Consider the following 20575-nt stretch of genomic DNA (forward strand, 5'->3'; position numbering starts at 1 on the left):
CGGCCTTACGATGGGGGGCATGTCTGCTTCGCCTGGCCGCCGTGTCCTGCTCGCCGCCCCCCGGGGCTACTGCGCGGGCGTGGACCGCGCCGTGATCGCCGTCGAGAAGGCCCTGGAGCAGTACGGGGCCCCGATCTACGTCCGCCACGAGATCGTCCACAACAAGTACGTCGTGCAGACCCTGGAGAAGAAGGGCGCCATCTTCGTCGAGCAGACGACGGAGGTCCCCGAGGGGGCCATCGTCATGTTCTCGGCGCACGGCGTCGCCCCCGTGGTCCACGAGGAGGCCGCGGCCGGCAAGCTCGCCACGATCGACGCGACCTGCCCCCTCGTCACCAAGGTGCACAAGGAAGCGGTCCGGTTCGCGGGCGAGGACTTCGACATCCTCCTCATCGGGCACGAGGGCCACGAGGAGGTCATCGGCACCTCCGGTGAGGCGCCCGACCACATCACCCTCGTCGACGGCCCCGAGGACGTCGCCAAGGTCGAGGTCCGCGACCCGTCCAAGGTCGTCTGGCTGTCCCAGACCACACTGTCGGTCGACGAGACCATGGAGACGGTCGACGCGCTCAAGGAGAAGTTCCCGCAGCTCATCTCTCCGCCCAGCGACGACATCTGCTACGCCACGCAGAACCGCCAGCTGGCCGTGAAGCAGATGGGCGCGGAAGCCGACCTCGTGATCGTCGTCGGCTCCCGGAACTCCTCCAACTCCAAGCGGCTCGTCGAGGTCGCCAAGCTCGCGGGCGCGCGCGACGCGTACCTCGTGGACTTCGCCGACGAGATCGACGAGGCATGGCTGGACGGCGTGACCACGGTCGGTGTCACCTCGGGCGCGTCCGTCCCGGAGATCCTGGTCGAGCAGGTCCTGGAGCGGCTGTCGCAGCGCGGCTTCGAGGACGTGGAGATCGTCAAGGCCGCCGAGGAGTCCATCACCTTCTCGCTGCCGAAGGAACTGCGCCGCGACCTGCGCGCGGAGGCGGCGGCCCTCGTGGAGCGGCGCACGGGCACCGGTCCCTCCGCGGAGTGACTGTCCGTCGTACGACGTAACGTAGAGCCATGCAGATCTTCGGTGTGGACATTGGCGGATCCGGGATCAAGGGCGCCCCTGTGGACCTTGACCGCGGGGACCTGGCGCAGGAGCGCTACAAGGTGCTGACCCCGCATCCGGCGACACCGGACGCGGTGGCCGACGGCGTGAAGGAGGTCGTCGGCCACTTCGGCTGGACGGGCCCCGTCGGCATCACGTTCCCCGGCGTGGTCACCGGCGGTGCCACCATCCGTACGGCGGCCAACGTCGACAAGGGCTGGATCGACACCGACGCGCGGGCCCTCCTGGGCGAACGGCTGGGCGGCCTCCCGGTGACCGTGCTGAACGACGCGGACGCGGCCGGCGTGGCCGAGATGCAGTTCGGCGCCGGCCGCGACCGCCAGGGCACGGTCATCCTCCTCACCTTCGGCACGGGCATCGGCAGTGCCCTCTTCATCGACGGCGACCTCGTCCCGAACACCGAGCTGGGCCACCTGGAGCTGGGCGGCCACGACGCGGAGAAGCGGGCCTCCACCAAGGTCAAGGAGGACCAGGACCTCTCCTGGGAGCGGTGGGCGCATCGCGTGCAGAAGTACCTCGCCCACGTGGAGATGCTGTTCTCCCCCGAGCTCTTCATCATCGGCGGAGGCGTCAGCCGCAAGGCGGACAAGTTCCTGCACCTGATCGAGGGGATCAAGGCGGAGCTCGTCCCGGCGCAGCTGCAGAACAACGCGGGAATCGTCGGGGCGGCGATGCGGGCGGCGAAGGCCGGGGGCTGACACCCGAGGCCGGCCGGACCGGACCGGGCCGGACCGGACGGGACCGGGCCGGGCCGGGCCGGGGCGGTCGCCCGGAGAGGCAGGCGGGGACTCGGACCGGGCGTGCGACGGGTTCACGGCGGGCTGTGGGGGACTCGGACCGATGGTGCGACCAGGTTCGGGTCGCCGGCGGCGCTGAGGGACTCCGACCGAGCATGCGCCCGGGTTCGGGTCGCCCGGGGTGCTGGGGGACTCTGACCTGGCATGTGCCCGGGTTTCATGGCGACCAGAGGGCTGAGAGCGACACGGACCGCGCATGCGCCCGGGTTCACGGACGGTGGGCGGCGAGCGGCACGGACCGTAAGTGCCCCCCGGCTTCACAGCGGGCGGAGAGGCCGGACCCGGCATGCCCCGGGGCCCGGCGGGGGTCAGACCGGGCGGCGGGCCGCCCGCCGCTGCGCCGCACGGCGGCTCATCAGCCGCACCTTGCGGACGGTCACGATCAGACCCGCGACCAGCGTCCCCCCGTACAGCCAGCCCGCCTGGAGGGCGAGTGCGGTGACCAGGCCCATGAACCGGCCCCCGAGCCCGCCCCCACTGTCGTCGGCGACGGGCAGCAGCCCGAAGGTGAAGGCGATGGGGACGACGACGGGCGCCGTCGCCAGGTCCCCCCGCCGCACCCACGCCGCGGTCAGCGCGCACACCGGCAGGAACAGCACCCCGTACACCACCATCGACGCCCCGAACAGCAACTGGTCGAGGCAGGCCAGCGCGAACATCGTCACGCCGCAGAACAGCCCGGTGCCCAGCCCCGTGAGCCGGGGGTTCGGCATGCGCCGCGCCGCGGGGGCCCGGGGCGGCGGCGGGGGCCGTCGCACCACGGGCGCGGTCCGCCGGACCGCGTCGGCCCCGCCACGTCCCGTCTGCGCCGGGACGGGCATGCCGCGCCGCGGCCTGTACTGAGGGGGACGCGTCCTGTGTTGCTCCACTGGACCAACTTAGGTCGGTTTATGTGCCGAATGGCCCCACAGACACGCCGATGAGAAGAGCTTGGCCATGCGTTCGATACGCCGCCGGTCCGGGCCCCCGGCACGCCGTAGACTGGTGGATCGGCCCGCGCATCGCCATGTCGGTCATGCCGGCCAGGAAGGTCCGGGGCCACACGGCTCGGTCCGCACTCCACACCATCCTCACGTACGGGAAGTCGCAACGTGTCGCTCACGATCGGAATCGTCGGTCTGCCCAATGTCGGCAAGTCGACCCTGTTCAACGCCCTGACCAAGAACGACGTGCTCGCGGCCAACTACCCGTTCGCCACGATCGAGCCCAACGTGGGCGTGGTCGGCGTCCCGGACACCCGGCTCACGAAGTTGGCCGAGATCTTCGCCTCGCAGCGCGTCCTTCCGGCGACCGTCGACTTCGTCGACATCGCGGGCATCGTGCGCGGTGCCTCCGAGGGTGAGGGCCTGGGCAACAAGTTCCTCGCGAACATCCGCGAGTCGGACGCGATCTGCCAGGTCATCCGCGCCTTCAAGGACGAGAACGTCGTCCACGTCGACGGCAAGGTCTCGCCCAAGGACGACATCGAGACGATCAACACCGAGCTGATCCTCGCGGACCTCCAGACGATCGAGAAGGTCCTGCCGCGCCTCCAGAAGGAGTCGCGCATCAAGAAGGACATCGCCCCCAAGGTCGCGGCCGTCGAGGCGGCGAAGGAGATCCTGGAGAAGGGCGACACGCTGTTCTCCGCGGGCATCGTCCAGGGCTCCGGCAACGAGGAGCTGCTGCACGACCTGCACCTGCTCACCACCAAGCCGTTCCTCTACGTCTTCAACGTGGACGAGGACGAGCTGGTCGACGAGGACTTCAAGGCCGAGCAGCGCACCCTGGTCGCCCCCGCCGAGGCGATCTTCCTCAACGCCAAGCTGGAGCAGGACCTCGCCGAGCTCGACGAGGAGGACGCCATGGAGCTGCTGGAGTCCGTGGGCGCGGAGGAGCCGGGTCTCGCGACCCTCGCCCGGGTCGGCTTCAACACGCTCGGCCTCCAGACCTACCTGACGGCCGGCCCCAAGGAGTCCCGGGCCTGGACCATCAAGAAGGGCGCCACCGCCCCCGAGGCCGCCGGTGTCATCCACACCGACTTCCAGAAGGGCTTCATCAAGGCCGAGGTCATCTCCTTCGACGACCTCGTCGAGACCGGCTCGGTCGCCGAGGCCCGCGCCAAGGGCAAGGCCCGCATGGAGGGTAAGGACTACGTCATGCAGGACGGCGACGTGGTGGAGTTCCGCTTCAACGTCTGATCGAACGCCCGTCGCGCGCCGACGACCGTCGGGTGCGCGCAGCGGAAGGGGCCGGGCTCCCGCGAGCCCGGCCCCTTCCGCGTTCCGTCGACGCCGACCCCTACTTGCCCCTCGGCGGGGTGAGCTTGTCGAGGTCCAGGCTGATCTCGAAGGGCACGGGGCGTTCCAGGGCTCCCCGGAAGATGCCCGCGGGCGCGTAGCGGCCGGTCGGTTCGTCGAGTTCGTAGACGCGCACGGCTGGTGCGCCGTCCTCCTCCTCCACGCACCAGTAGTGCGGGATGCCCGCCTCCGCGTACTTGCGGAGCTTGACGGTGCGGTCACGGTGGGCGGACTCGGTGGAGACGACCTCGATGACGAGTCGTACTTCGTCCGGCGCGAACCAAGTGCGGTCGCCGTCGAAGTCGGCAGTCGTCACGAGAAGGTCCGGTTCCGGCCGATTGCGGTCGTCCAGCCTGATGGTCATCTCGCGACTGACTCGGGTGTCCGAGGGCGCCTGTTCCATGAGGGCGAGGGTGAGCATGGTGACGAGGTGGCCGTGCCACCACCGCTGCGGCGACATCATGAAGACGAGGGCTCCGTCGATGAGCTCGGTGTGGCGGGGTGCCTCGGGGAGGCGGTCCAGGTCCTCCGCGAGCCAGCCTTCCGCGCGCGGTGGGCGCATCCAGTCGGGCAGTGCGGTCATGACTCAACGGTAGCGACTCGGCGAGGGCCGGGCCACGAGATCGTCAATGGTGCGACCGCCCCGCGGATGCCGGGGCGCGGAGACGGGGCCGGCCGGCGTCGCACCCGTCCCCGCGGCACTGTCGGCGCCGCGTGGAAGGATGCGCGCATCGGTGCGTACGGAGCGGTGTGGACGCGGGCGCGGGGGGTGTCATGGCGAGGGGTGAGGCGGAAGCGGCGGCGGGCGGCCCACCGTCCGTCGGGCGCGCGGCGCGCGAACTGCTCGCCGAGGGCGAGGGGCTGTACGAGGCCGCACGCACCGTCCTCGCCGACCACACCCGTGCCGTCGAGGCGGTACGTGCCGCCCTGGCGCCGCTCCGCGCCGAACTCGTCGCCCAGGAACTGGAGTCCATCCCGGTCTCACGGCTGAAGGACGTCACCGAGGGGCGACTGCGTCTCGCGGCGGTCGAGGCGGCCGGCCTCGGCTCGGTGCGCGCGGTGCACGAGGCGAGCCGCTACGAACTGCGGCAGATCCCTGGGGTCGGTGCCCAGACCGCCGACCAGGCGCTTGCCGCCGCCCGGCAGATCGCCCGCGCGGTCGAGGAGACCGTGTCCGTACGCATCGACGTGGACCACCCCGAACCCCGCACCACCGCGCTGGTCATGGCCCTGGGCCGACTGGTGGAGGCCGGGCCCGAGCTGCGCCGGGCGGTCGACGCGGCCCGGCGGCTCGACGGGCGGCTCGGGGTGCTGCTGCCCGCCGCCCGCCCCGCCGGCGGACGGCTCCGGATGGCCTTCGCGGGGCGCGGCCGACGCCGGGACGCGCTCGCGGCCGTCGCCGGGATCCGCGAACTGGCCGCGGACGCCGCGGCCAGGGACGTACGCCTGCTGCTCGCGCAGGCCGCCACCGACCTGCTGCGCGAACCGACCTCAGACATCGAGGCGTGGGTCGACTTCGAGCTGCGCTCCACGGAGTACTACAGCCAGCTCGCCGAGATCTCCGACCGTCCCGGGGGCGCGGGGGACGTCGAGGCCGCCGAGGGCTTTCTGCCGTCCGAGATCGCCGAGCGCGTCCACGCGCAGCCGCTCGACGACACCCACCGCCGGGTCTCGCTGCGTGGTTACCAGTCCTTCGGCGCCCGGTTCGCGCTCGCGCAGCGCCGGGTCGTCCTCGGCGACGAGATGGGGCTGGGCAAGACCGTCCAGGCCATCGCGGCGCTCGCCCATCTCGCGGGGCGGGGCGGCAGCCACTTCCTGGTGGTGTGCCCGGCCAGCGTGCTGATCAACTGGACCAGGGAGATCCGCGCGCGCAGCACCCTGCGCGCGCTCCCGGTGCACGGCGCGGACCGGCAGGACGCGTACGCCGAGTGGCGGGAGACCGGCGGTGTCGCGATCACCACGTTCGACGTGCTGCACACGCTGCCCGCGCCGGACGGCGCGGCGCCGGGCATGCTCGTCGTCGACGAGGCGCATTACGTGAAGAACCCGGACACCCGCCGCTCCCGGGCCGTCGCGGCCTGGACCGGCCGGTGCGACCGCGTCCTGTTCCTCACCGGCACACCGATGGAGAACCGCGTCGAGGAGTTCCGCACCCTCGTGCGCCACCTCCGCCCCGAGCTGCTGCCGGAGATCCACGGCAGCAGCGCGGCGGCGGGCCCGCACGCCTTCCGCCGTTCCGTCGCCCCCGCCTATCTGCGTCGCAACCAGCGGGACGTGCTCACCGAACTCCCCGCGCTGCTGCACGTCGACGAGTGGGAGGAGTTCAGCGCGGCCGACCGGCGGGCCTACCGGGAGGCCGTCGAGGCGGGGAACTTCATGGCGATGCGCAGGGCGGCGTACGTGGACGCGGAGAGGTCCGCGAAGCTCCAGCGGCTGCGCGAACTGGTCTCCGAGGCAGCGGGGAACGGGCTGAAGGTGGTCGTGTTCTCGTACTTCCGTGATGTGCTCGCCACCGTCCGGCAGGCTCTGGACGACGACGCCGGCGCGACCCCCGAGGAGCCCGGCACCGAGCCGGCCGACCCAGAGCCGACGGACGTCGAGGTGACCGCCTCCGAGTCGGCCGACCCAGAGCCGACGGACGAAGACGTGACCGGCTCCGAGCCGGCCGGCGTCGACACCACCGGCTCCGAACCGATCGGCATCGAGGCGACCGGCTCCCGGCCGACCGGCGACGACGTGCCCCGCCCCGAAAGCGTGGCCGGGTCCGCGGCCCCAGGAGGTGGGCCGGGCCGGGAAGCCGACGGCGGTCGAGTGTTCGGGCCGGTCACCGGGAGCGTGCCCGCCGCCCGCCGCCAGCGGCTCGTCGACGAGTTCGCGGCGGCGGACGGGCACGCTGTGCTGCTCTGCCAGATCGAGGCCGGCGGCGTCGGCCTCAATCTGCAGGCGGCGTCCGTGGTCGTGCTGTGCGAACCGCAGGTGAAGCCGACCCTGGAGCACCAGGCCGTGGCCCGTGCCCACCGCATGGGACAGGTCCGTTCGGTCCAGGTGCACCGACTGCTCGCCGCGGACAGCGTGGACGACCGGCTCCTGCACATCCTGCGCGACAAGGACCGCCTGTTCGACGCGTACGCCCGCCGCAGCGACACGGCGGAGGCGACCCCGGACGCGGTCGACGTCTCGGACGGCGGGCTGGCCCGGCGCATCGTCGAGGAGGAGCAGCGGCGGCTGGCCGCCGGAGGCTGAGCGTCCCTCAGATCCCGTGCGCCTCAGATCCCGTGCCCTCAGATCCCGTGCACCTGAGCCACGGTGAAGGGCGTCTCGGGTGTGCCCGACCCCATCGGCCCGCCCTTGTCGAACTGGGAGCGGACGACGAGCGTGCGGCCGCGGTGGCGGACGAGGGTGGTCGGGATCTGGAGAGCCGGGTCTGTGACGCTCCGCTCCAGGCGGGCCGAGGTGCCGTCCGCCGAGAGGTGCCAGCGGCTGACGGTGTCGGTCCTGTTCTGGGCGGCCCACAGCGTGCCGCCCACGAGTTCCAGGCCGTCGCCGTTCACCAGGTCGCCCCCGTGCAGGGTGACCTGTCGTACGGAACCGTCGACGAGGTCCACCCGGTGGAGGGCGCCCGCGGTCATGTCGACGACGAACAGGTGGCGGCCGCGGGCGACGATGCCGTTCAGGGTGAAGGTGCCCGCGGGGTGGGGTGCCACGGCGCCGCCGAGGTCGTACGCGGCGGTGAGGTCGCCGCGGCCCCCTCGCGCCACGGCGCGTGCCAGGTCGGCCGGGGTGACCCGATGGACGACCTCGCGCACGCTGTCCGTCAGGAACACGGTGCCGTCCGCTGCGATCGCCAGGTCGTTGACGAAGCACGGCGCGTCGCCGGGCACGTCGAAGCGGGCGAGCAGCGCGCGGGTCCGCAGGTCGTACACGTCGACGCCGGCGGTCGAGTCGGTCACCCAGAGGCGCCCCGCCGCGTCGGTCTTCAGCCCGTTGGCGGTGTTCCGGCCGTCCGCGCCGGCGGGCAGGAAGACCTCGGCCGTGCGACGGCCCGGTGCCGCCCGGTACACGGCGCCGGTGGTGTACGAGCCCACGTACAGGTCTCCCGTCCGCGGGTCGGCCGCGATGCCCTCGGGATAGACGCCGTCGCCGGGCAGCGCGAAGGCGGTGGAGATCCGAGCCCGGGCCGGGGCGGAGGCCCGGTGCGCGGAGGCCGCGGCCGGTGCGGAGACGGCGACCGCGGCCACGGTCGAGGCGGCGGCGGCCAGGAACGAACGGCGCGGCAGCGAGGAGGGCTGCCGGGAGGGGCTCTCCTGAAGCGCGTGACGGGTGTGGTCCATGAGCGGAGGGTGCTGGATCGGACGGGACACGACGGTGCCTCTCGGTCGGCTTCTCGAATTCCATGGCACGAGCAAGGAGCAAGGAGCAAGGAGCTAAGGGCAGCGAGCATCTGGCGATGAGCGATGCATGCGAATCTATGTTAGAGCTCTAATCATCGTCAATGTATTTATTGATGGGTGGGTACTCATCTTCGTATCGCCTGTACGGTGCGCCGCTACCATGCGGAGATGACGTCCATGCCCGTGTCCGAGCGCCTCGGCTCCCACCTCAAGCGGGCCGAACAGGCTCTCAACGCGACCAAGACCGCGGTCCTCAAACCGGCGGGCGTGACCGTCGCCCAGTACTCGGCGCTGCTCCACCTCGGCGCCAACCCCGGCATCTCGGCGGCGGCCCTGGCCCGCCTGTGCGCGGTCACGCCCCCGACCATGAACACGGTCCTGAAGAACCTCCAGGACCGCGGGCTCATCGAGCGCACTCCGCACGAGTGGCACAAGAACGTCCTGGAGACCCGGCTCACCGACGAAGGACGCTCCGTCCTGGCCGACGCGGACGCACGCGCGGTGCGGGTCGAACGCGCCCTCGCCGCCGAGTTCACCGACGAGGAGCGCGCGACGCTGGTCGGCCTCGTCGGCCGGTGCGTCGCACTCCTGGAGAAGGAACGCCCCTAGGCCCCTAGGCCCCCAGGCCCCCAGACCCCCTGGGCCCCCTTGGTCAAGGTCCTCGTTCCGCCGTCAGCGCCGCACGTCCAGCGCGGCGAGCGCCGCGGGCCCTCGCACGCTCACGCGTACGTACCGGGCCGCGCCGCCGTCGGGCGCGTGCCAGGCCCGCCCGTCCGCCGAGACGTCGACACGGGCCGAAGCGGGCTGTGTCGTCCAGGCCGGCCGGACGGAACCGACCGGGGTCACGCGCCCCAGGTCGACCGTGAGGGAGGCCCGGTCGGCGTCCGGCGCCCACGCGGTCGCCGCGTTGCCGTCCACCGCCGCCTCCGGGTAGAGGCCGGGCTCCGACGAGGTGGCCGTCACCTTGCGGCAGCGGGCGAGGTCGGAGGTCGGGGCGAGGTCCGGGCGGCGGGTCCTGAGGGTGGTGGTGCCGGTGAGCGTGCGGCGCCCTTCGGTCGTCTCCAGGGTGAAGGGGGCGCCGGAGCGCAGCCGGACGGTCGTGGTCGTGGGCCCGATGGCGACGTCGTACGTACGGCCGCGCCAGCGCAGGCCCGACAGGCGTACCCCGGCGGACAGTTGGGGCGGGAGCAGCGGATCGAGACGCAGGGCGTCCTCGCGCAGCCGCAGCCCGGTCAGCCCGTGGGTGAAGATCTGGAGGAAGCCGCCCTTGCCGGTGAGGAAGTCCTGGGCCGGGGAGCCCGCGAGGGTGTCGCCCGCACCCGCCTTGTCGCCGCGCGCCTCGGAGAAGAGGGCGAACGGGCCGCGGGCGAAGGGCCGGTAGGCACGCTGGAGGAAGGTGTACGCGGCGCAGCCCGGTTCGCCGATCGCGGCCGCGTCGATCGCGTGCACCGAGTCGGTCATCGCGGGGCCGTCCGGATCGGTGCGCGCCGTGTAGTGGTCGAGGGTCGCGGACGCGGCGCCCTCGGGCATCGGCCACTCCAGCGGGTAGATCAGCAGAACGGTGTCGGCCTGCTTGATCCGTGACCCGTCGTACCCCGCGTACTGGAGGAAGATCTTGCGCTCCGGGTCGTACGGCATGCGCAGCCCGCCCGCGACCTCGGACCACTCGGGGGCGGCGGGTGTGCCGAGGAGAGCCGCCGCGCGGGTCGCGGCGCGCAGGGCGGTGGCCGCGACTCCGTTCGTGTACACGCCGTCGTCGACGCCGTTGCTGTACTCGTCCGGCCCGGCGACGCCCTTGACCGAGTACGAGCCGTCGGTGTTCGCCGTGGCCCGCGAAGTCCAGTACTCCGCGAGGCCCTTGAGCAGCGGCCAGCCGTGCGTGCGCAGCCACGTGCGGTCCCCGGTCGCGAGGTAGTACTGCCAGACGGCCAGCGCGATGTCGCCCTGGAGGTGGTTCTGGGTGAGGCAGTGCGGCGGGTTCCAGCTCTGGCACTCGGTCCACAGCCGGCCGTGCCGCGCGCTCGTCCACGGATAGAACAGCCCCTGGACGGCGGTCCGGTGCGCGTTGTCGGCCGCCACGCCGCGTGTGCGGTAGCGGTACTCGACCACGGGGCGGGCGAGTTCGGGCCGGGTGGCGAGCAGCGGCGGGAACATCCACGTCTCGGCGTCCCAGAAGACCATGCCCGCGTAGTTGTCGCTCGTCAGCCCGGCCGGTGCGACGCTGTCGCGGGCCCCGGCCCGCAGCGCGGTCAGCAGGCCGTACTGCGCCGAGCGCGTCCACAGCTGGATGTCCGGGTGGCCCGGCACCTCGATGTCCGCGCTCCACAACGCCCGCCAGGCCGCGGTGTGCGCCGCGACGAGCGCGTCCCAGCCGAGGTCCGCGGCGCGCAGCGAGGCCCGGCGAGCCGCGTCGCGGGGATCGTGCGCGGTGAGCGAGGTGTCGACGCCTACGTACTTGGTGACGTCGGCGGCGCGGCCCGCGCGGACCGGGAACGTCGCCGACCGGTCCGCGCCGAGTGCGCCGTGCGCGGCGGCCGGCCGCGGGCGTCGGGGCGCGTCCAGCGTGGACACCACCGCGCCGTCCACCGCGGTGCCGTCCGTACGGAACGTCACTCCCGTCGTGCGGTGGCCGGAGCGGACCGTGCCCGTCTGCGTGAGACGCCGGGCCCCGCGGCCGTCGATGCGGTCGGTGACGGTGACCTCGCCGTCCCAGTGCGGGGTGAGGCGCAGGCGTACGGCCCCGGTGTGCGGGGAGTCCCGGGCGGTGAGCACGTCGTACGTCAGGTCGGTGCGGCGGCCGTCGGCGGTCGTCCAGGTCAGGGAGGTGCGGACGTATCCGCAGCGCAGGGAGAGGGTCTGGCGGTAGTGCGAGGTCCGGCTGTCCGCGCCGTACGTCTCGTGGCCGACGCGGATGTCGAGGCCCGTCCAGGTGGGCAGCGCGGCCAGTGCCTCGCGGCCGGCCGTGTTCTCCGGGCCCCGGGCGTAGAGCCCCGCCACGAACGCGCCGTCGTAGCGCGGGGTGTAGAGGGGCCAGCCCGTCCTCTCGCCGGTGGCCGCGTACCCGGTGCCGGCGGGCGGGACGCGGGTGCCGAGGTAGCCGTTCCCGACGTAGGGGTGGTGGCTGTCCGCGGGGTCGATCGTCGTCGCGGTGGGGGACCAGGCGCGATCGCCCTCCGCGCAGCCCCGGGGCCCGTCGGCCGCGGACGCCGCGGGGACGGGCAGCAGCAGGGCGGCGGCGAGCAGCGGGACGAGGCGGCGCGGGGTGATCACCGTCCGACCATGCGGCGCGCACCGGCCGGGGAGCGGTACGCGCGCCGGGGCGTCCCACGGACGGAGCGCATCCGGCGACGGTGAGGGCTCGCACTGCCCCGTGCCGCGCGGAGGGCGTCCGGCGGCGGTCCGGGACCGCGCTCGCCCGTGCCGCGCGGAGCGCATCCGGCGGCGGTCCGGGACGCTCGCCCGTGGGGCCGTTCCGCCGGCGGTCCGGGACGCTCGCCCGTGGGGCCGTTCCGCCGGCGGCGCGGGGCCGCAGTCCCTCACCCCCGCGCCGGCCCCGTCTTCAGTCCCGCCCCGCACAGCGGCACCACGGCCGAGCGCTCCCCGAGCGCTCCTTCCCGGACGGCCGCCCAGCAGGCCACGCCCGTGGACTCCACGTACAGCCCGCGGGAGGCCAGATCCGCCTGGGCGTGGCGGATCTGATCCTCCGTCACGGTCAGGAAGGTGCCCCCGGAGTCCCGTACCGCCCGCAGGATCTGGCGGGCCCGGGGCGGAGCCGGGATCGCGATGCCCTCGGCGAAGGTGGGTGCCATGGGGGTGACACCGACCAGGTCGTCCGCGTCCTTCGACCAGGCGAGTGCCAGCGGTGCGACCGCGGCGGACTGCACGGCGTACAGGGCGGGCCGGCGGTCCACGAGCCCCGCCGCGTACAGCTCGGCCACGGCGAGCGCGGCGCCGAGCAGCAGGGTGCCGTTGCCGACGGGGACCACGATGACGTCGGGGAGCCGTCCGCCGAGGTCCTCCCAGAGTTCGTGGACGTAGGTCTTCGTGCCGTGCAGGAAGTACGGGTTGAAGACGTGCGAGGCGTAGAAGGTGCCGGGCTCGTCCGCGTCCTCGCGCGCCGCCCGTGCCGTCGCCTCACGGTCGCCCTCGACGACGCGGAGCCGCGCCCCGTGTGCCTCGATCTGCTCCAGCTTCTTCGGCGAGGTGCCCTCGGGGACGTACACCGTGCAGGGCAGCGAGGCCCGCGCGCAGTAGGCGGCGATCGCGGTGCCCGCGTTGCCGCTGCTGTCCGCGAGCACCTGCCGGGGCTCCAGCCGCAACGCCAGCTCGGCCAGCAGGACCGCCCCGCGGTCCTTGAACGACAGGGTCGGCATCAAGAAGTCGAGCTTGGCCGAGATGCCGTCCCGGAGCGGGACCAGCGGGGTGCGGCCCTCACCCAGGCTCACCGAGGGAGCGGCCAGCGGCAGGCACTCCGCGTACCGCCACAGCGAATTCACCCGCCCGGTCAGGGACTTGAGGGGTGCCGGGGTCGGTGCGAAGTCCAGGTCGAGCGGACCGCGGCACACCGGGCAGCACCAGGCGAGGGAACCCCCGGGGACGCGGGTGCCGTCCACGGGGCAGAAACAGTCCGGCAAGGAAGTCATGCCCGCAGGTTAGATGCGGTGACCGTGGCGGCCGTGGCAGGACGGGCGGGGCAGCGGGACGCCCGCGTTCCGCGCCCGGCCGCCGCGCGCTTACGATGCGCCCAGCCAGTTGGCAGCCGTACGCACGTTCCATCCCGCCTGGACTAGGAGCAAGGGAACTCGTGGCCATACCCCCGCCGCCCGGGTCGCAGCAGCCCGAGGACCAGTACCCGCCTCCAGGGACACCGCCGGGCGGACACCCCGCGTACCCCTCGCACCCCCAAGGGCCGTACCAGCAGCCCGGGGCGTATCCGCAGGCCGGTGAACCGGGTCCGTACCAGCAGCCTGGGGCGTACCCGCAGCCCGGGGCGTATCCGCAGGCAGGCGAACCGGGCCCGTACCAGCAGCCCGGGGCGTACCCGCAGCCGGGCGTCCCCGGGCAGTACCAGTCGTGGGGCCAGGGGTACTCCCCGTACAACAGTCCGGCGCCGGTCAACGGGCTCGCCATCTCCGCCCTCGTGCTCGGCATCCTCTGCTTCCTGCCCGCCGTCGGTCTCGTGCTCGGGGCCGTGGCGCTCGCGCAGATCAAGAAGCGGGGGGAGCGCGGCCGGGGCATGGCCGTGGGCGGCATGGTGATGTCGTCGATCGGCGTCGTGCTGCTCGCGGTCGCGGTGGCGACCGGCGGTGCCCGCGACTTCTGGGACGGCTTCCGCGACGCGGCGAACGACGGAGGCGGCGCCGCCTTCTCGCTCGAGAAGGGCGAGTGCTTCGACGCGCCGGGCGGTGCGCTGGAGGGCATGGCGTACGACGTCGACAAGGTGTCCTGCACGGGCGAGCACGACGCCGAGGTGTTCGCGGACTTCAAGCTGCACGACAGCGGTGGCTACCCCGGAGACAGCTCGATCACCGAGACCGCCGACCAGCGGTGCTACGCGCTGAAGGACAGCTACGCGATGGACACCTGGGCCGTCCCGGACGACGTCGACGTGTACTACTTCACCCCGACCTCGCAGAGCTGGCGCCTCGGCGACCGCGAGATCACCTGCCTGTTCGGCAACACCGACGAGAAGGGCAGCCTGACGGGCTCGCTGCGCAAGGACTCCCTGACGCTCGACCCCGACCAGTACGCCTACCTGGGGGCCGCTCAGATCCTCAACAGGGCGATGGAGGCGGCGCCCGACGAGGAGTACGTCGAGGACGACCTGCCCGGCCACAAGAAGTGGGCGACCGACGTCGTGGAGGCGCTCGGCCGGCAGTCGGACCGGCTCCGCGGACACACCTTCGCCCCGGCCGCCGGGAAGCCGGTCGCCGCGCTGGTCGAGGCCATCGGCCGGTCGCGGAAGGAGTGGGCCGAGGCGGCGAAGGCGGACGACGCCGAAGCCTTCTACGCCCACTACGAGAAGGCCATGAAGCTCATCGATCCCAAGAAGACGGTCACCGCACGCAAGGCTCTGGGCCTCGCCACCACACCGCCGGCGGTCGACGAGGAGGGCGGCGACGGAAGCGGCGCGGGAAGTGGTACCGGCATGGAGGTGTGACGGCGGCCATAGCGGGGAGAAAGTGCCTGCGTAAAGCCCTTGTACAGATCTCGTCATCACATCGAGTGATTCCCTGGCCTTCGCTTGCATGGCACAACCCACGGTTGCCACGCTGTTGCTGTCTGTACAACCTGATGGGAGCGGCTAAGTGACATTCGGTGAGCAGCCGGCGTATCTGCGCGTCGCGGGTGATCTCCGCAAGAAGATCGTCGACGGTTCGCTGCCACCGCACACCCGCCTCCCCTCGCAGGCCAGAATCCGCGAGGAGTACGGCGTCTCGGACACCGTCGCCCTGGAGGCCCGCAAGGTGCTCATGGCCGAAGGGCTGGTCGAGGGCCGCTCCGGCTCGGGCACATATGTGCGCGAGCGCCCGGTGCCGCGCCGCGTGGCCCGCTCCGGGTACCGCCCGGACAGCGGCGCGACCCCCTTCCGGCAGGAGCAGGCCGACCTCGCCGCGCGCGGAACCTGGGAGTCCCACAGCCGGCAGGTCGAGGCGAGCGGCGCGATCGCCGAGCGGCTGTCCATCCCGCCCGGCGACCGCGTGATGTGCACGCACTACGTCTACCGGGACGGCGGTGAGGCGATGATGCTCTCCACTTCCTGGGAACCTCTCGTCGTCACCGGCCGCACCCCCGTCATGCTCCCCGAGGAGGGGCCGCTCGGCGGCATGGGCGTGGTCGAGCGCATGGCCGCCATCGACGTGATCGTGGACAACGTCACCGAGGAAGTCGGAGCGCGCCCGGGCCTCGCCGAGGAACTGCTCGCGCTCGGCGGGGTCCCCGGGCATGTGGTCGTGGTGATCCAGCGGACGTTCTACGCGTCGGGACGCCCGGTGGAGACGGCCGACGTCGTCGTCCCGGCGGACCGGTACCGGATCGCCTATCACCTGCCGGTGAAGTAGCGGGCGCCGTTCCGCCGGCATACGGACCGACGGGGGCAGGATGCCGTCGTGCGAAGTGCCCGGATTCAGCCCGGGAGTGAAGGGGCGTGGGGCGCCTGCGGGCGCTGTGGCGGACGGGCCTTCCGGGACGAGAAGTGCCTGGTGGCCACTGCGGTGACAGGGCTGCCGGGCCGACCAGTCCGGACACCAAGTGGCCACCCCGTGAAGCCCGGTTGGAATCTGGCCTTTCTCAAGTGCCGCGCCGGGGCCGGACTTCGCCCTGCTCGACGGCGCACCAGGAGCGACCGGCAGCGCGTTCAACGGCGCGCGCCCCCCGGTCCCGGCTCCCTTATTGGCTGGTTGCGTACCTCTTTGTGAAAAGCCGTATTCGCTGCGTGAAGGTTAGGCGTAGGCTCGGGCATATGCGGATTGCGGTTTCCTTAGAGGGCGGAGCACGACGGGGGCCCGGGACGGGAAGTGGAGGGGCGCGATGAACGACGGCACGATCACTCTTCCCTGGCTCGTCATACGACAGGACGACAACGGAAATCGCTATCGCGTCGGCAGGTACGCGACCCGCGCGGAGGCCCAGAAGATCGCGGACAGCCTCGACGATCGCGGGCACAAGCAGCTCTACTGGGTCGAGCGCATCGGACAGAACGGAAGCCGGTGACCGGGGCGACGCTCCCGTAGGCTCCGGCGCATGACGGAACGGATCGTGGTCGTCGGAGCCGCCCTGCTCGGCGGCGGACGTCTGCTCGCCGCGCGCCGCAGTGCGCCCCCCGAGCTGGCCGGGCGCTGGGAGTTGCCGGGCGGCAAGGTCGAGGAGGGGGAGACCCCCGAGCGCGCGCTCGTACGCGAACTGCGCGAGGAACTGGGCGTGGAGGCGGAACCGCTGGAGCGGATCCCCGGCGAGTGGCCCCTGAAGCCCGGATACGTCCTGCGGGTGTGGACCGCCCGGCTGCTCTCCGGAGAGCCCCGGCCCCTGGAGGACCACGACGAGCTGCGCTGGCTCACGCCCGACGAGATCTGGGACGTGGACTGGCTGGACCAGGACGTGCCGGCCGTGAAGGGCGCGCTGCAGAGGCTGGACGCGCGGGCGTGACGGCCCGGCGCGCAGCCGTGCCGGTGTGCCCCGGCCGTGCCCCGGTCGCCGCGACGGGACGGGTCGTACGGATGGCGTAAGGAAGAGGCGAACGGGTTTCGCGGCTCGTACGCCGTTCGTGCCACAGTGCGCCTCCGTGGGCGGTAAGCCTCCCCGTATATCGGGTATGTGCCCATTAACCCCACGAAACCGGACATGGGTTGCTGGCCTGGGAAGTGATCGGCGTGATCGACACCGAAGGCGACTGCGCCGAGTGGACCTTTCCCGCGGAGCCAGGTGCCGTCCGTACGGCACGCGCCGTCGTCCGGAGCCAGCTGCGCACGTGGGAGCTGGACTCACTCGGTGACATCGCCGCCCTGCTGGTCAGCGAGCTGGTGACGAATTCCCTGCGGTACGCCACCGGCCCCATCGGAGTGCGGCTCGTCCGCCCCGACGGGCTGCCGGGCGAAACCCTGCTGGTCGAGGTGTCCGACCCGCTGCCCGAACCGCCGCGCGAGCGGACCGCCGACTCCGAGGACGAGAGCGGCCGCGGACTCCAGCTGGTGGCCGGATCGTCGCGGCGCTGGGGCACCCGCCTCGCGGAAGCCGGCAAGACCGTCTGGTTCGAACTCGCGGTGCCCGGCTGAGCGCCGGCGGACCCTCCCCTGCCGAGCGGCCCCATGAGCAGGCCGGGCGGGGCGGGCGGGGCGCGTCCGGACGCGGCGGGATGCGACCGTGTGGTTCAGGCCACTGGCGCTTGCCGGACTCTTTGGTTCGAGGGGGCGCGACCTGGTTAGAAGACTGGGAGTATGTCGCGGCGGGTCCAAAAACCATCGGGACCCTGCTGTGATCGTGAACACCGTGTTGTGCGGCGCCGTAGTGCTGGATACTGCGGGCAGCCGCCTCCGGTGACCGGTGCCGGACGCGGTGAGCTGGAGGGGACGGTTCGCGTGAGCGAGATACCAGCGAAGGCCACGGAGTCCGAGGACCCGTCGGACGGCGCGAGGGCTGATGCGTCGGGCGATCCCGCGGGCCACTCGGGGGACGACTCCGTGCGCGAGACGCCCGGCGGGGCCCACTACGCGGGCGACGACCGGCGCACGACGCCCGGCGGGACGGATGCCGCGGACGGTTCCCGCAGCGGCACGAGGGCCGAGGAGGCCGTCCGTCGCGGGGCGCGGAGCGAGGAGGCCTCCCGGAGCGAGGAAGGCTCCCGGAGCGAGGCCCGGGACCAGGGCGGTTCCGCGGTCGGTGAGGCCCACGACTCCCTGCGCACGACGCCCGGCGAGGGCGACTCGGCGGGCGACGCCATGTGGCAGAGCAGCCCGCCCGGCTCGATGTACGACTACATCAAGGTCGCCTCCTTCTCCATCGGCGCCGACGGGCTGATCGACCAGTGGAGTCTGCGCGCCGAACAGCTCTTCGGCATCTCCTCCGAACGCGCCGTGGGCATGGACCCCATCGAGGCGTTCGTCACCCCCGACCGGCGTGAGTTCGGGCAGCGCAAGATGGCGGAGATCCTGGACGGCCGCGAGTGGACGGGTGTGGTCCCGTTCCGGATGCCCGACCCCCTCGACGCCGACCCCGAGCCCCTCGGCGAGGGCGCCGAGGGGCTCGCCGAGGTCTATGTGATGCCCACCACGACGGAGGACGGCGAGCGGGCCGCCGTGTGCATCGTCGTGGACGTCCGCACCCTCCGCCGGATCGAGACGGACCTCGCCGCCTCGCAGGCGATTTTCGGTCAATCTCCTTTCGGCTTCCTGCTGATCGACACCGACCTGCACGTCCGCCGCGCCAACCAGCGGTTCGCCTCGACCTTCGGCGGCACCGTCGACGACCACCGCGGACGCGGTGTCCACGACTACCTGCCGCACGCGGAGGCCGAACGCGTCTCGGCGACCTTGCGCCGCGTCCTGGAGACCGGCGACTCCATCACGGACATGCACGTCACCGGCCACGTCCCCGGGTCCGACGAGCGCCGCCACTGGTCCGTCAACCTGTACCGCGTGCACAGCGGAACCGGGCGCCCCATCGGCATCGCCTGGCTCGGAACCGACATCACCGCCCGCCGCGCCGCCGCCCGGGAAGCAGCCGCCGCCCGGCGCAATCTCGCCCTCCTGAACGAGGCCGGCGCCCGCATAGGCAACTCCCTCGACCTGGAGACCACCGCACGCGAACTCCTCGACGTCGTCGTCCCCGGGTTCTGCGACCTGGCGACGGTCGACCTGTACCAAGGCCTGCTGGCCGGCGACGAGACCCCGCCGGGCCTGGCCGACGGCAGCGCCGAGCTCCGCCGCGTCGCCTTCGCCAGCGCCGTCGCCGACGCGCCGTTCGTCGGCGGGCCCGCACCGGTGGCCGTGGGCGCCGTCCACCACTACCCCTTCAACTCGCCCTGCGCGGACGCCCTGCGCACCGCGCGGCCGCAGAACATCCCGGCCGACGAGGGCGGCCTCATCCAGTCCACGCTCGCGGTCCCGATGGTCGCCCACGACACCGTCGTCGGGCTCGCCCAGTTCTCCCGCACCAAGGGCAGCGAGCCGTTCGGGGAACGCGACCGCGCGCTCGCGGTGGAGCTGGCCGCGCGTGCCGCCGTCTGCATCGACAACGCGCGCCTGTACCGCCGTGAGCACGAGCGCGCGCTGATCCTCCAGCGCTCCCTGCTGCCCCCGGGCGACCCCGAGGCGTCCGGCCTGGACATCGCGTGCCGCTACCTGCCGGGCAACGCGGCGACCGAGGTGGGCGGCGACTGGTTCGACGTGATCGAACTTCCCGGCCACCGCACCGCGCTGGTCGTCGGCGACGTGATGGGGCGCGGGCTGCGCGCCGCCGTGGCGATGGGTGAACTGCGCACCGCCGTACGGACGCTGGCGCTGCTGGACCTGGAACCCGCCGAGGTCCTCTCGGCGCTGGACGAGATCGCCCGCGGCCTCGGCACCCCCGGCGGAGTCCAGCAGGCCACCCGCACGGCCCGCCAGCCCCGCGACGCCGACCTCTCCGAGGTGTACCTCGCGACCTGCGTGTACGCCGTCTACGACTCCGTCACGCGCCGGTGCACCTTCGCCAACGCGGGCCATCTGCCGCCCGTGCTCGTCGAACCCGGCGAGAGCGCGCTCATGCTCGACGTGCCGCCCGGGATGCCGCTCGGCGTGGGCGGCGAGCCCTTCGAGGAGGTCGAGGTCGAACTCCCCGAGGGCGCGCTGCTGGCGCTCTACACCGACGGGCTGGTCGAATCCCGCGACCATCCCCTCGACGAGGGCCTGCAGGCCTTCGTCGGCGCCCTGACCGACCCCACCCGCCCCCTGGAGGACGTCTGCGACCACGTCCTCAACACCCTCGACACCCACCATGGCGAGGACGACATCGCCCTGCTGATGGCACGTGTTCAGGGACTGCCCGCCGAGTCCGTCGGCGACTGGACGCTGCCGCGGGAGCCGCGCAGCGTGGGCCGCGCCCGCGAGTACGCGCGCACCCAGCTTCAGGCCTGGGACCTGGAGCCCCTCGTGGACACGACGGAACTCCTCGTCAGCGAGCTGGTGACCAACGCACTGCGGTACGGCGAGGGGGAGATCAGACTCCGGCTGCTCCTCGACCGCACGCTGGTGTGCGAGGTGTGGGACGCGGGCCTCGTGCAGCCGCGCCGCCGCCGCGCCCGGGACACCGACGAGGGCGGCCGGGGCCTTCAGCTCGTCGGCCTGCTGTCCGCCGCCTGGGGCTCCCGGAGAACCCCTCGCGGAAAGACCGTGTGGTTCGAACTCCCCCTGCCGGACGGTGAATCGGGCCTGGTGGACCCGGCGGAGGCGCTTCTGAGTCTGTTCTGAGGCGGCGCGGCCGACAACTGCTCCCGCCGTCGAGGCGCGCAGGGCCGAGGGCCCCGGC

16 protein-coding genes are annotated in these 20575 nt (G+C 72.8%); 11 read left to right on the forward strand and 5 right to left on the reverse strand.

Annotated elements, in window-relative coordinates:
- Nucleotides 1-10 precede the first annotated feature (10 nt).
- Both BKI49_RS24290 and ppgK read left to right on the forward strand, forming a co-directional pair.
- Nucleotides 11-1027 (forward strand): 4-hydroxy-3-methylbut-2-enyl diphosphate reductase, encoded by a 1017-nt coding sequence (locus BKI49_RS24290; protein WP_095936412.1) that lies wholly within the window; start codon nt 11-13, stop codon nt 1025-1027.
- A gap of 29 nt (nt 1028-1056) precedes the next feature.
- Nucleotides 1057-1806 (forward strand): polyphosphate--glucose phosphotransferase, encoded by a 750-nt coding sequence (gene ppgK, locus BKI49_RS24295; RefSeq protein ID WP_095936413.1) that lies wholly within the window; start codon nt 1057-1059, stop codon nt 1804-1806.
- A 407-nt stretch (nt 1807-2213) separates the two neighbouring features.
- Here the strand turns inward: ppgK and BKI49_RS24300 are convergent, their stop codons facing one another.
- Complete coding sequence (locus tag BKI49_RS24300; protein WP_306453572.1) at nt 2214-2618, reverse strand: DUF6542 domain-containing protein; 405 nt, start codon at nt 2616-2618, stop codon at nt 2214-2216.
- 378 nt (nt 2619-2996) lie between these two features.
- Here BKI49_RS24300 and ychF point away from each other — a divergent pair, with 378 nt between their 5' ends.
- On the forward strand, nt 2997-4085 hold the full coding sequence (gene ychF / locus BKI49_RS24305; protein ID WP_095936415.1) for a redox-regulated ATPase YchF: 1089 nt from the start codon (nt 2997-2999) through the stop codon (nt 4083-4085).
- Between the two features lie 100 nt (nt 4086-4185).
- On the opposite strand, the gene BKI49_RS24310 is transcribed toward ychF, so the two are convergent.
- Nucleotides 4186-4767: a Uma2 family endonuclease gene (locus BKI49_RS24310; protein WP_095936416.1), complete on the reverse strand. Its 582-nt coding sequence runs from the start codon at nt 4765-4767 to the stop codon at nt 4186-4188.
- 191 nt (nt 4768-4958) lie between these two features.
- On the opposite strand from BKI49_RS24310, the gene BKI49_RS24315 reads away from it, so the two are divergent.
- Nucleotides 4959-7427, forward strand: a complete 2469-nt coding sequence (locus BKI49_RS24315) for a DEAD/DEAH box helicase (protein WP_095936479.1) — start codon at nt 4959-4961, stop codon at nt 7425-7427.
- A 38-nt stretch (nt 7428-7465) separates the two neighbouring features.
- Here the strand turns inward: BKI49_RS24315 and BKI49_RS24320 are convergent, their stop codons facing one another.
- Nucleotides 7466-8515 (reverse strand): SMP-30/gluconolactonase/LRE family protein, encoded by a 1050-nt coding sequence (locus tag BKI49_RS24320; RefSeq protein ID WP_095936480.1) that lies wholly within the window; start codon nt 8513-8515, stop codon nt 7466-7468.
- Between the two features lie 228 nt (nt 8516-8743).
- On the opposite strand from BKI49_RS24320, the gene BKI49_RS24325 reads away from it, so the two are divergent.
- Nucleotides 8744-9184: a MarR family winged helix-turn-helix transcriptional regulator gene (locus BKI49_RS24325; RefSeq protein ID WP_257004935.1), complete on the forward strand. Its 441-nt coding sequence runs from the start codon at nt 8744-8746 to the stop codon at nt 9182-9184.
- Between the two features lie 63 nt (nt 9185-9247).
- Here the strand turns inward: BKI49_RS24325 and BKI49_RS24330 are convergent, their stop codons facing one another.
- Entirely contained in the window at nt 9248-11845 is a 2598-nt protein-coding gene (locus tag BKI49_RS24330; RefSeq protein WP_257004936.1) for a glycosyl hydrolase family 65 domain-containing protein, read from the reverse strand.
- A gap of 266 nt (nt 11846-12111) precedes the next feature.
- Nucleotides 12112-13218, reverse strand: coding sequence for a threonine synthase (locus BKI49_RS24335; RefSeq protein ID WP_095936418.1), 1107 nt, complete (start codon nt 13216-13218; stop codon nt 12112-12114).
- Nucleotides 13219-13379: 161 nt separating this feature from the next.
- Between BKI49_RS24335 and BKI49_RS24340 the strand changes: the two genes are divergently transcribed.
- The 6 genes from BKI49_RS24340 (at nt 13380) to BKI49_RS24365 (ending at nt 20517) form a co-directional block, all read left to right on the forward strand.
- Nucleotides 13380-14735, forward strand: coding sequence for a DUF4190 domain-containing protein (locus BKI49_RS24340; RefSeq protein WP_257004937.1), 1356 nt, complete (start codon nt 13380-13382; stop codon nt 14733-14735).
- A gap of 148 nt (nt 14736-14883) precedes the next feature.
- Nucleotides 14884-15636, forward strand: a complete 753-nt coding sequence (locus BKI49_RS24345) for a GntR family transcriptional regulator (RefSeq protein WP_095936420.1) — start codon at nt 14884-14886, stop codon at nt 15634-15636.
- A gap of 469 nt (nt 15637-16105) precedes the next feature.
- Nucleotides 16106-16288, forward strand: coding sequence for an SPOR domain-containing protein (locus BKI49_RS24350; RefSeq protein WP_028804678.1), 183 nt, complete (start codon nt 16106-16108; stop codon nt 16286-16288).
- Nucleotides 16289-16318: 30 nt separating this feature from the next.
- A complete protein-coding gene (locus BKI49_RS24355) occupies nt 16319-16720 on the forward strand; it encodes a (deoxy)nucleoside triphosphate pyrophosphohydrolase (protein ID WP_095936421.1) in 402 nt (133 codons plus the stop codon).
- A 215-nt stretch (nt 16721-16935) separates the two neighbouring features.
- Nucleotides 16936-17346 (forward strand): ATP-binding protein, encoded by a 411-nt coding sequence (locus tag BKI49_RS24360; protein WP_095936482.1) that lies wholly within the window; start codon nt 16936-16938, stop codon nt 17344-17346.
- A gap of 303 nt (nt 17347-17649) precedes the next feature.
- Complete coding sequence (locus tag BKI49_RS24365) at nt 17650-20517, forward strand: SpoIIE family protein phosphatase (RefSeq protein ID WP_179332559.1); 2868 nt, start codon at nt 17650-17652, stop codon at nt 20515-20517.
- Nucleotides 20518-20575 lie beyond the last annotated feature (58 nt).

Source organism: Streptomyces sp. Tue6028 (assembly GCF_002300165.1).
Lineage (GTDB): Bacteria > Actinomycetota > Actinomycetes > Streptomycetales > Streptomycetaceae > Streptomyces > Streptomyces siamensis.

Coding starts and splice junctions, on each gene's coding strand:
- BKI49_RS24290 (WP_095936412.1), top strand. CDS start 11: ATGGGGGGCATGTCTGCTTCGCCTGGCCGCCGTGTCCTGCTCGCCGCC.
- ppgK (WP_095936413.1), top strand. CDS start 1,057: ATGCAGATCTTCGGTGTGGACATTGGCGGATCCGGGATCAAGGGCGCC.
- BKI49_RS24300 (WP_306453572.1), bottom strand. CDS start 2,618: ATGCCGAACCCCCGGCTCACGGGGCTGGGCACCGGGCTGTTCTGCGGC.
- BKI49_RS24310 (WP_095936416.1), bottom strand. CDS start 4,767: ATGACCGCACTGCCCGACTGGATGCGCCCACCGCGCGCGGAAGGCTGG.
- BKI49_RS24315 (WP_095936479.1), top strand. CDS start 4,959: ATGGCGAGGGGTGAGGCGGAAGCGGCGGCGGGCGGCCCACCGTCCGTC.
- BKI49_RS24320 (WP_095936480.1), bottom strand. CDS start 8,515: ATGGACCACACCCGTCACGCGCTTCAGGAGAGCCCCTCCCGGCAGCCC.
- BKI49_RS24325 (WP_257004935.1), top strand. CDS start 8,744: ATGACGTCCATGCCCGTGTCCGAGCGCCTCGGCTCCCACCTCAAGCGG.
- BKI49_RS24335 (WP_095936418.1), bottom strand. CDS start 13,218: ATGACTTCCTTGCCGGACTGTTTCTGCCCCGTGGACGGCACCCGCGTC.
- BKI49_RS24350 (WP_028804678.1), top strand. CDS start 16,106: ATGAACGACGGCACGATCACTCTTCCCTGGCTCGTCATACGACAGGAC.
- BKI49_RS24355 (WP_095936421.1), top strand. CDS start 16,319: ATGACGGAACGGATCGTGGTCGTCGGAGCCGCCCTGCTCGGCGGCGGA.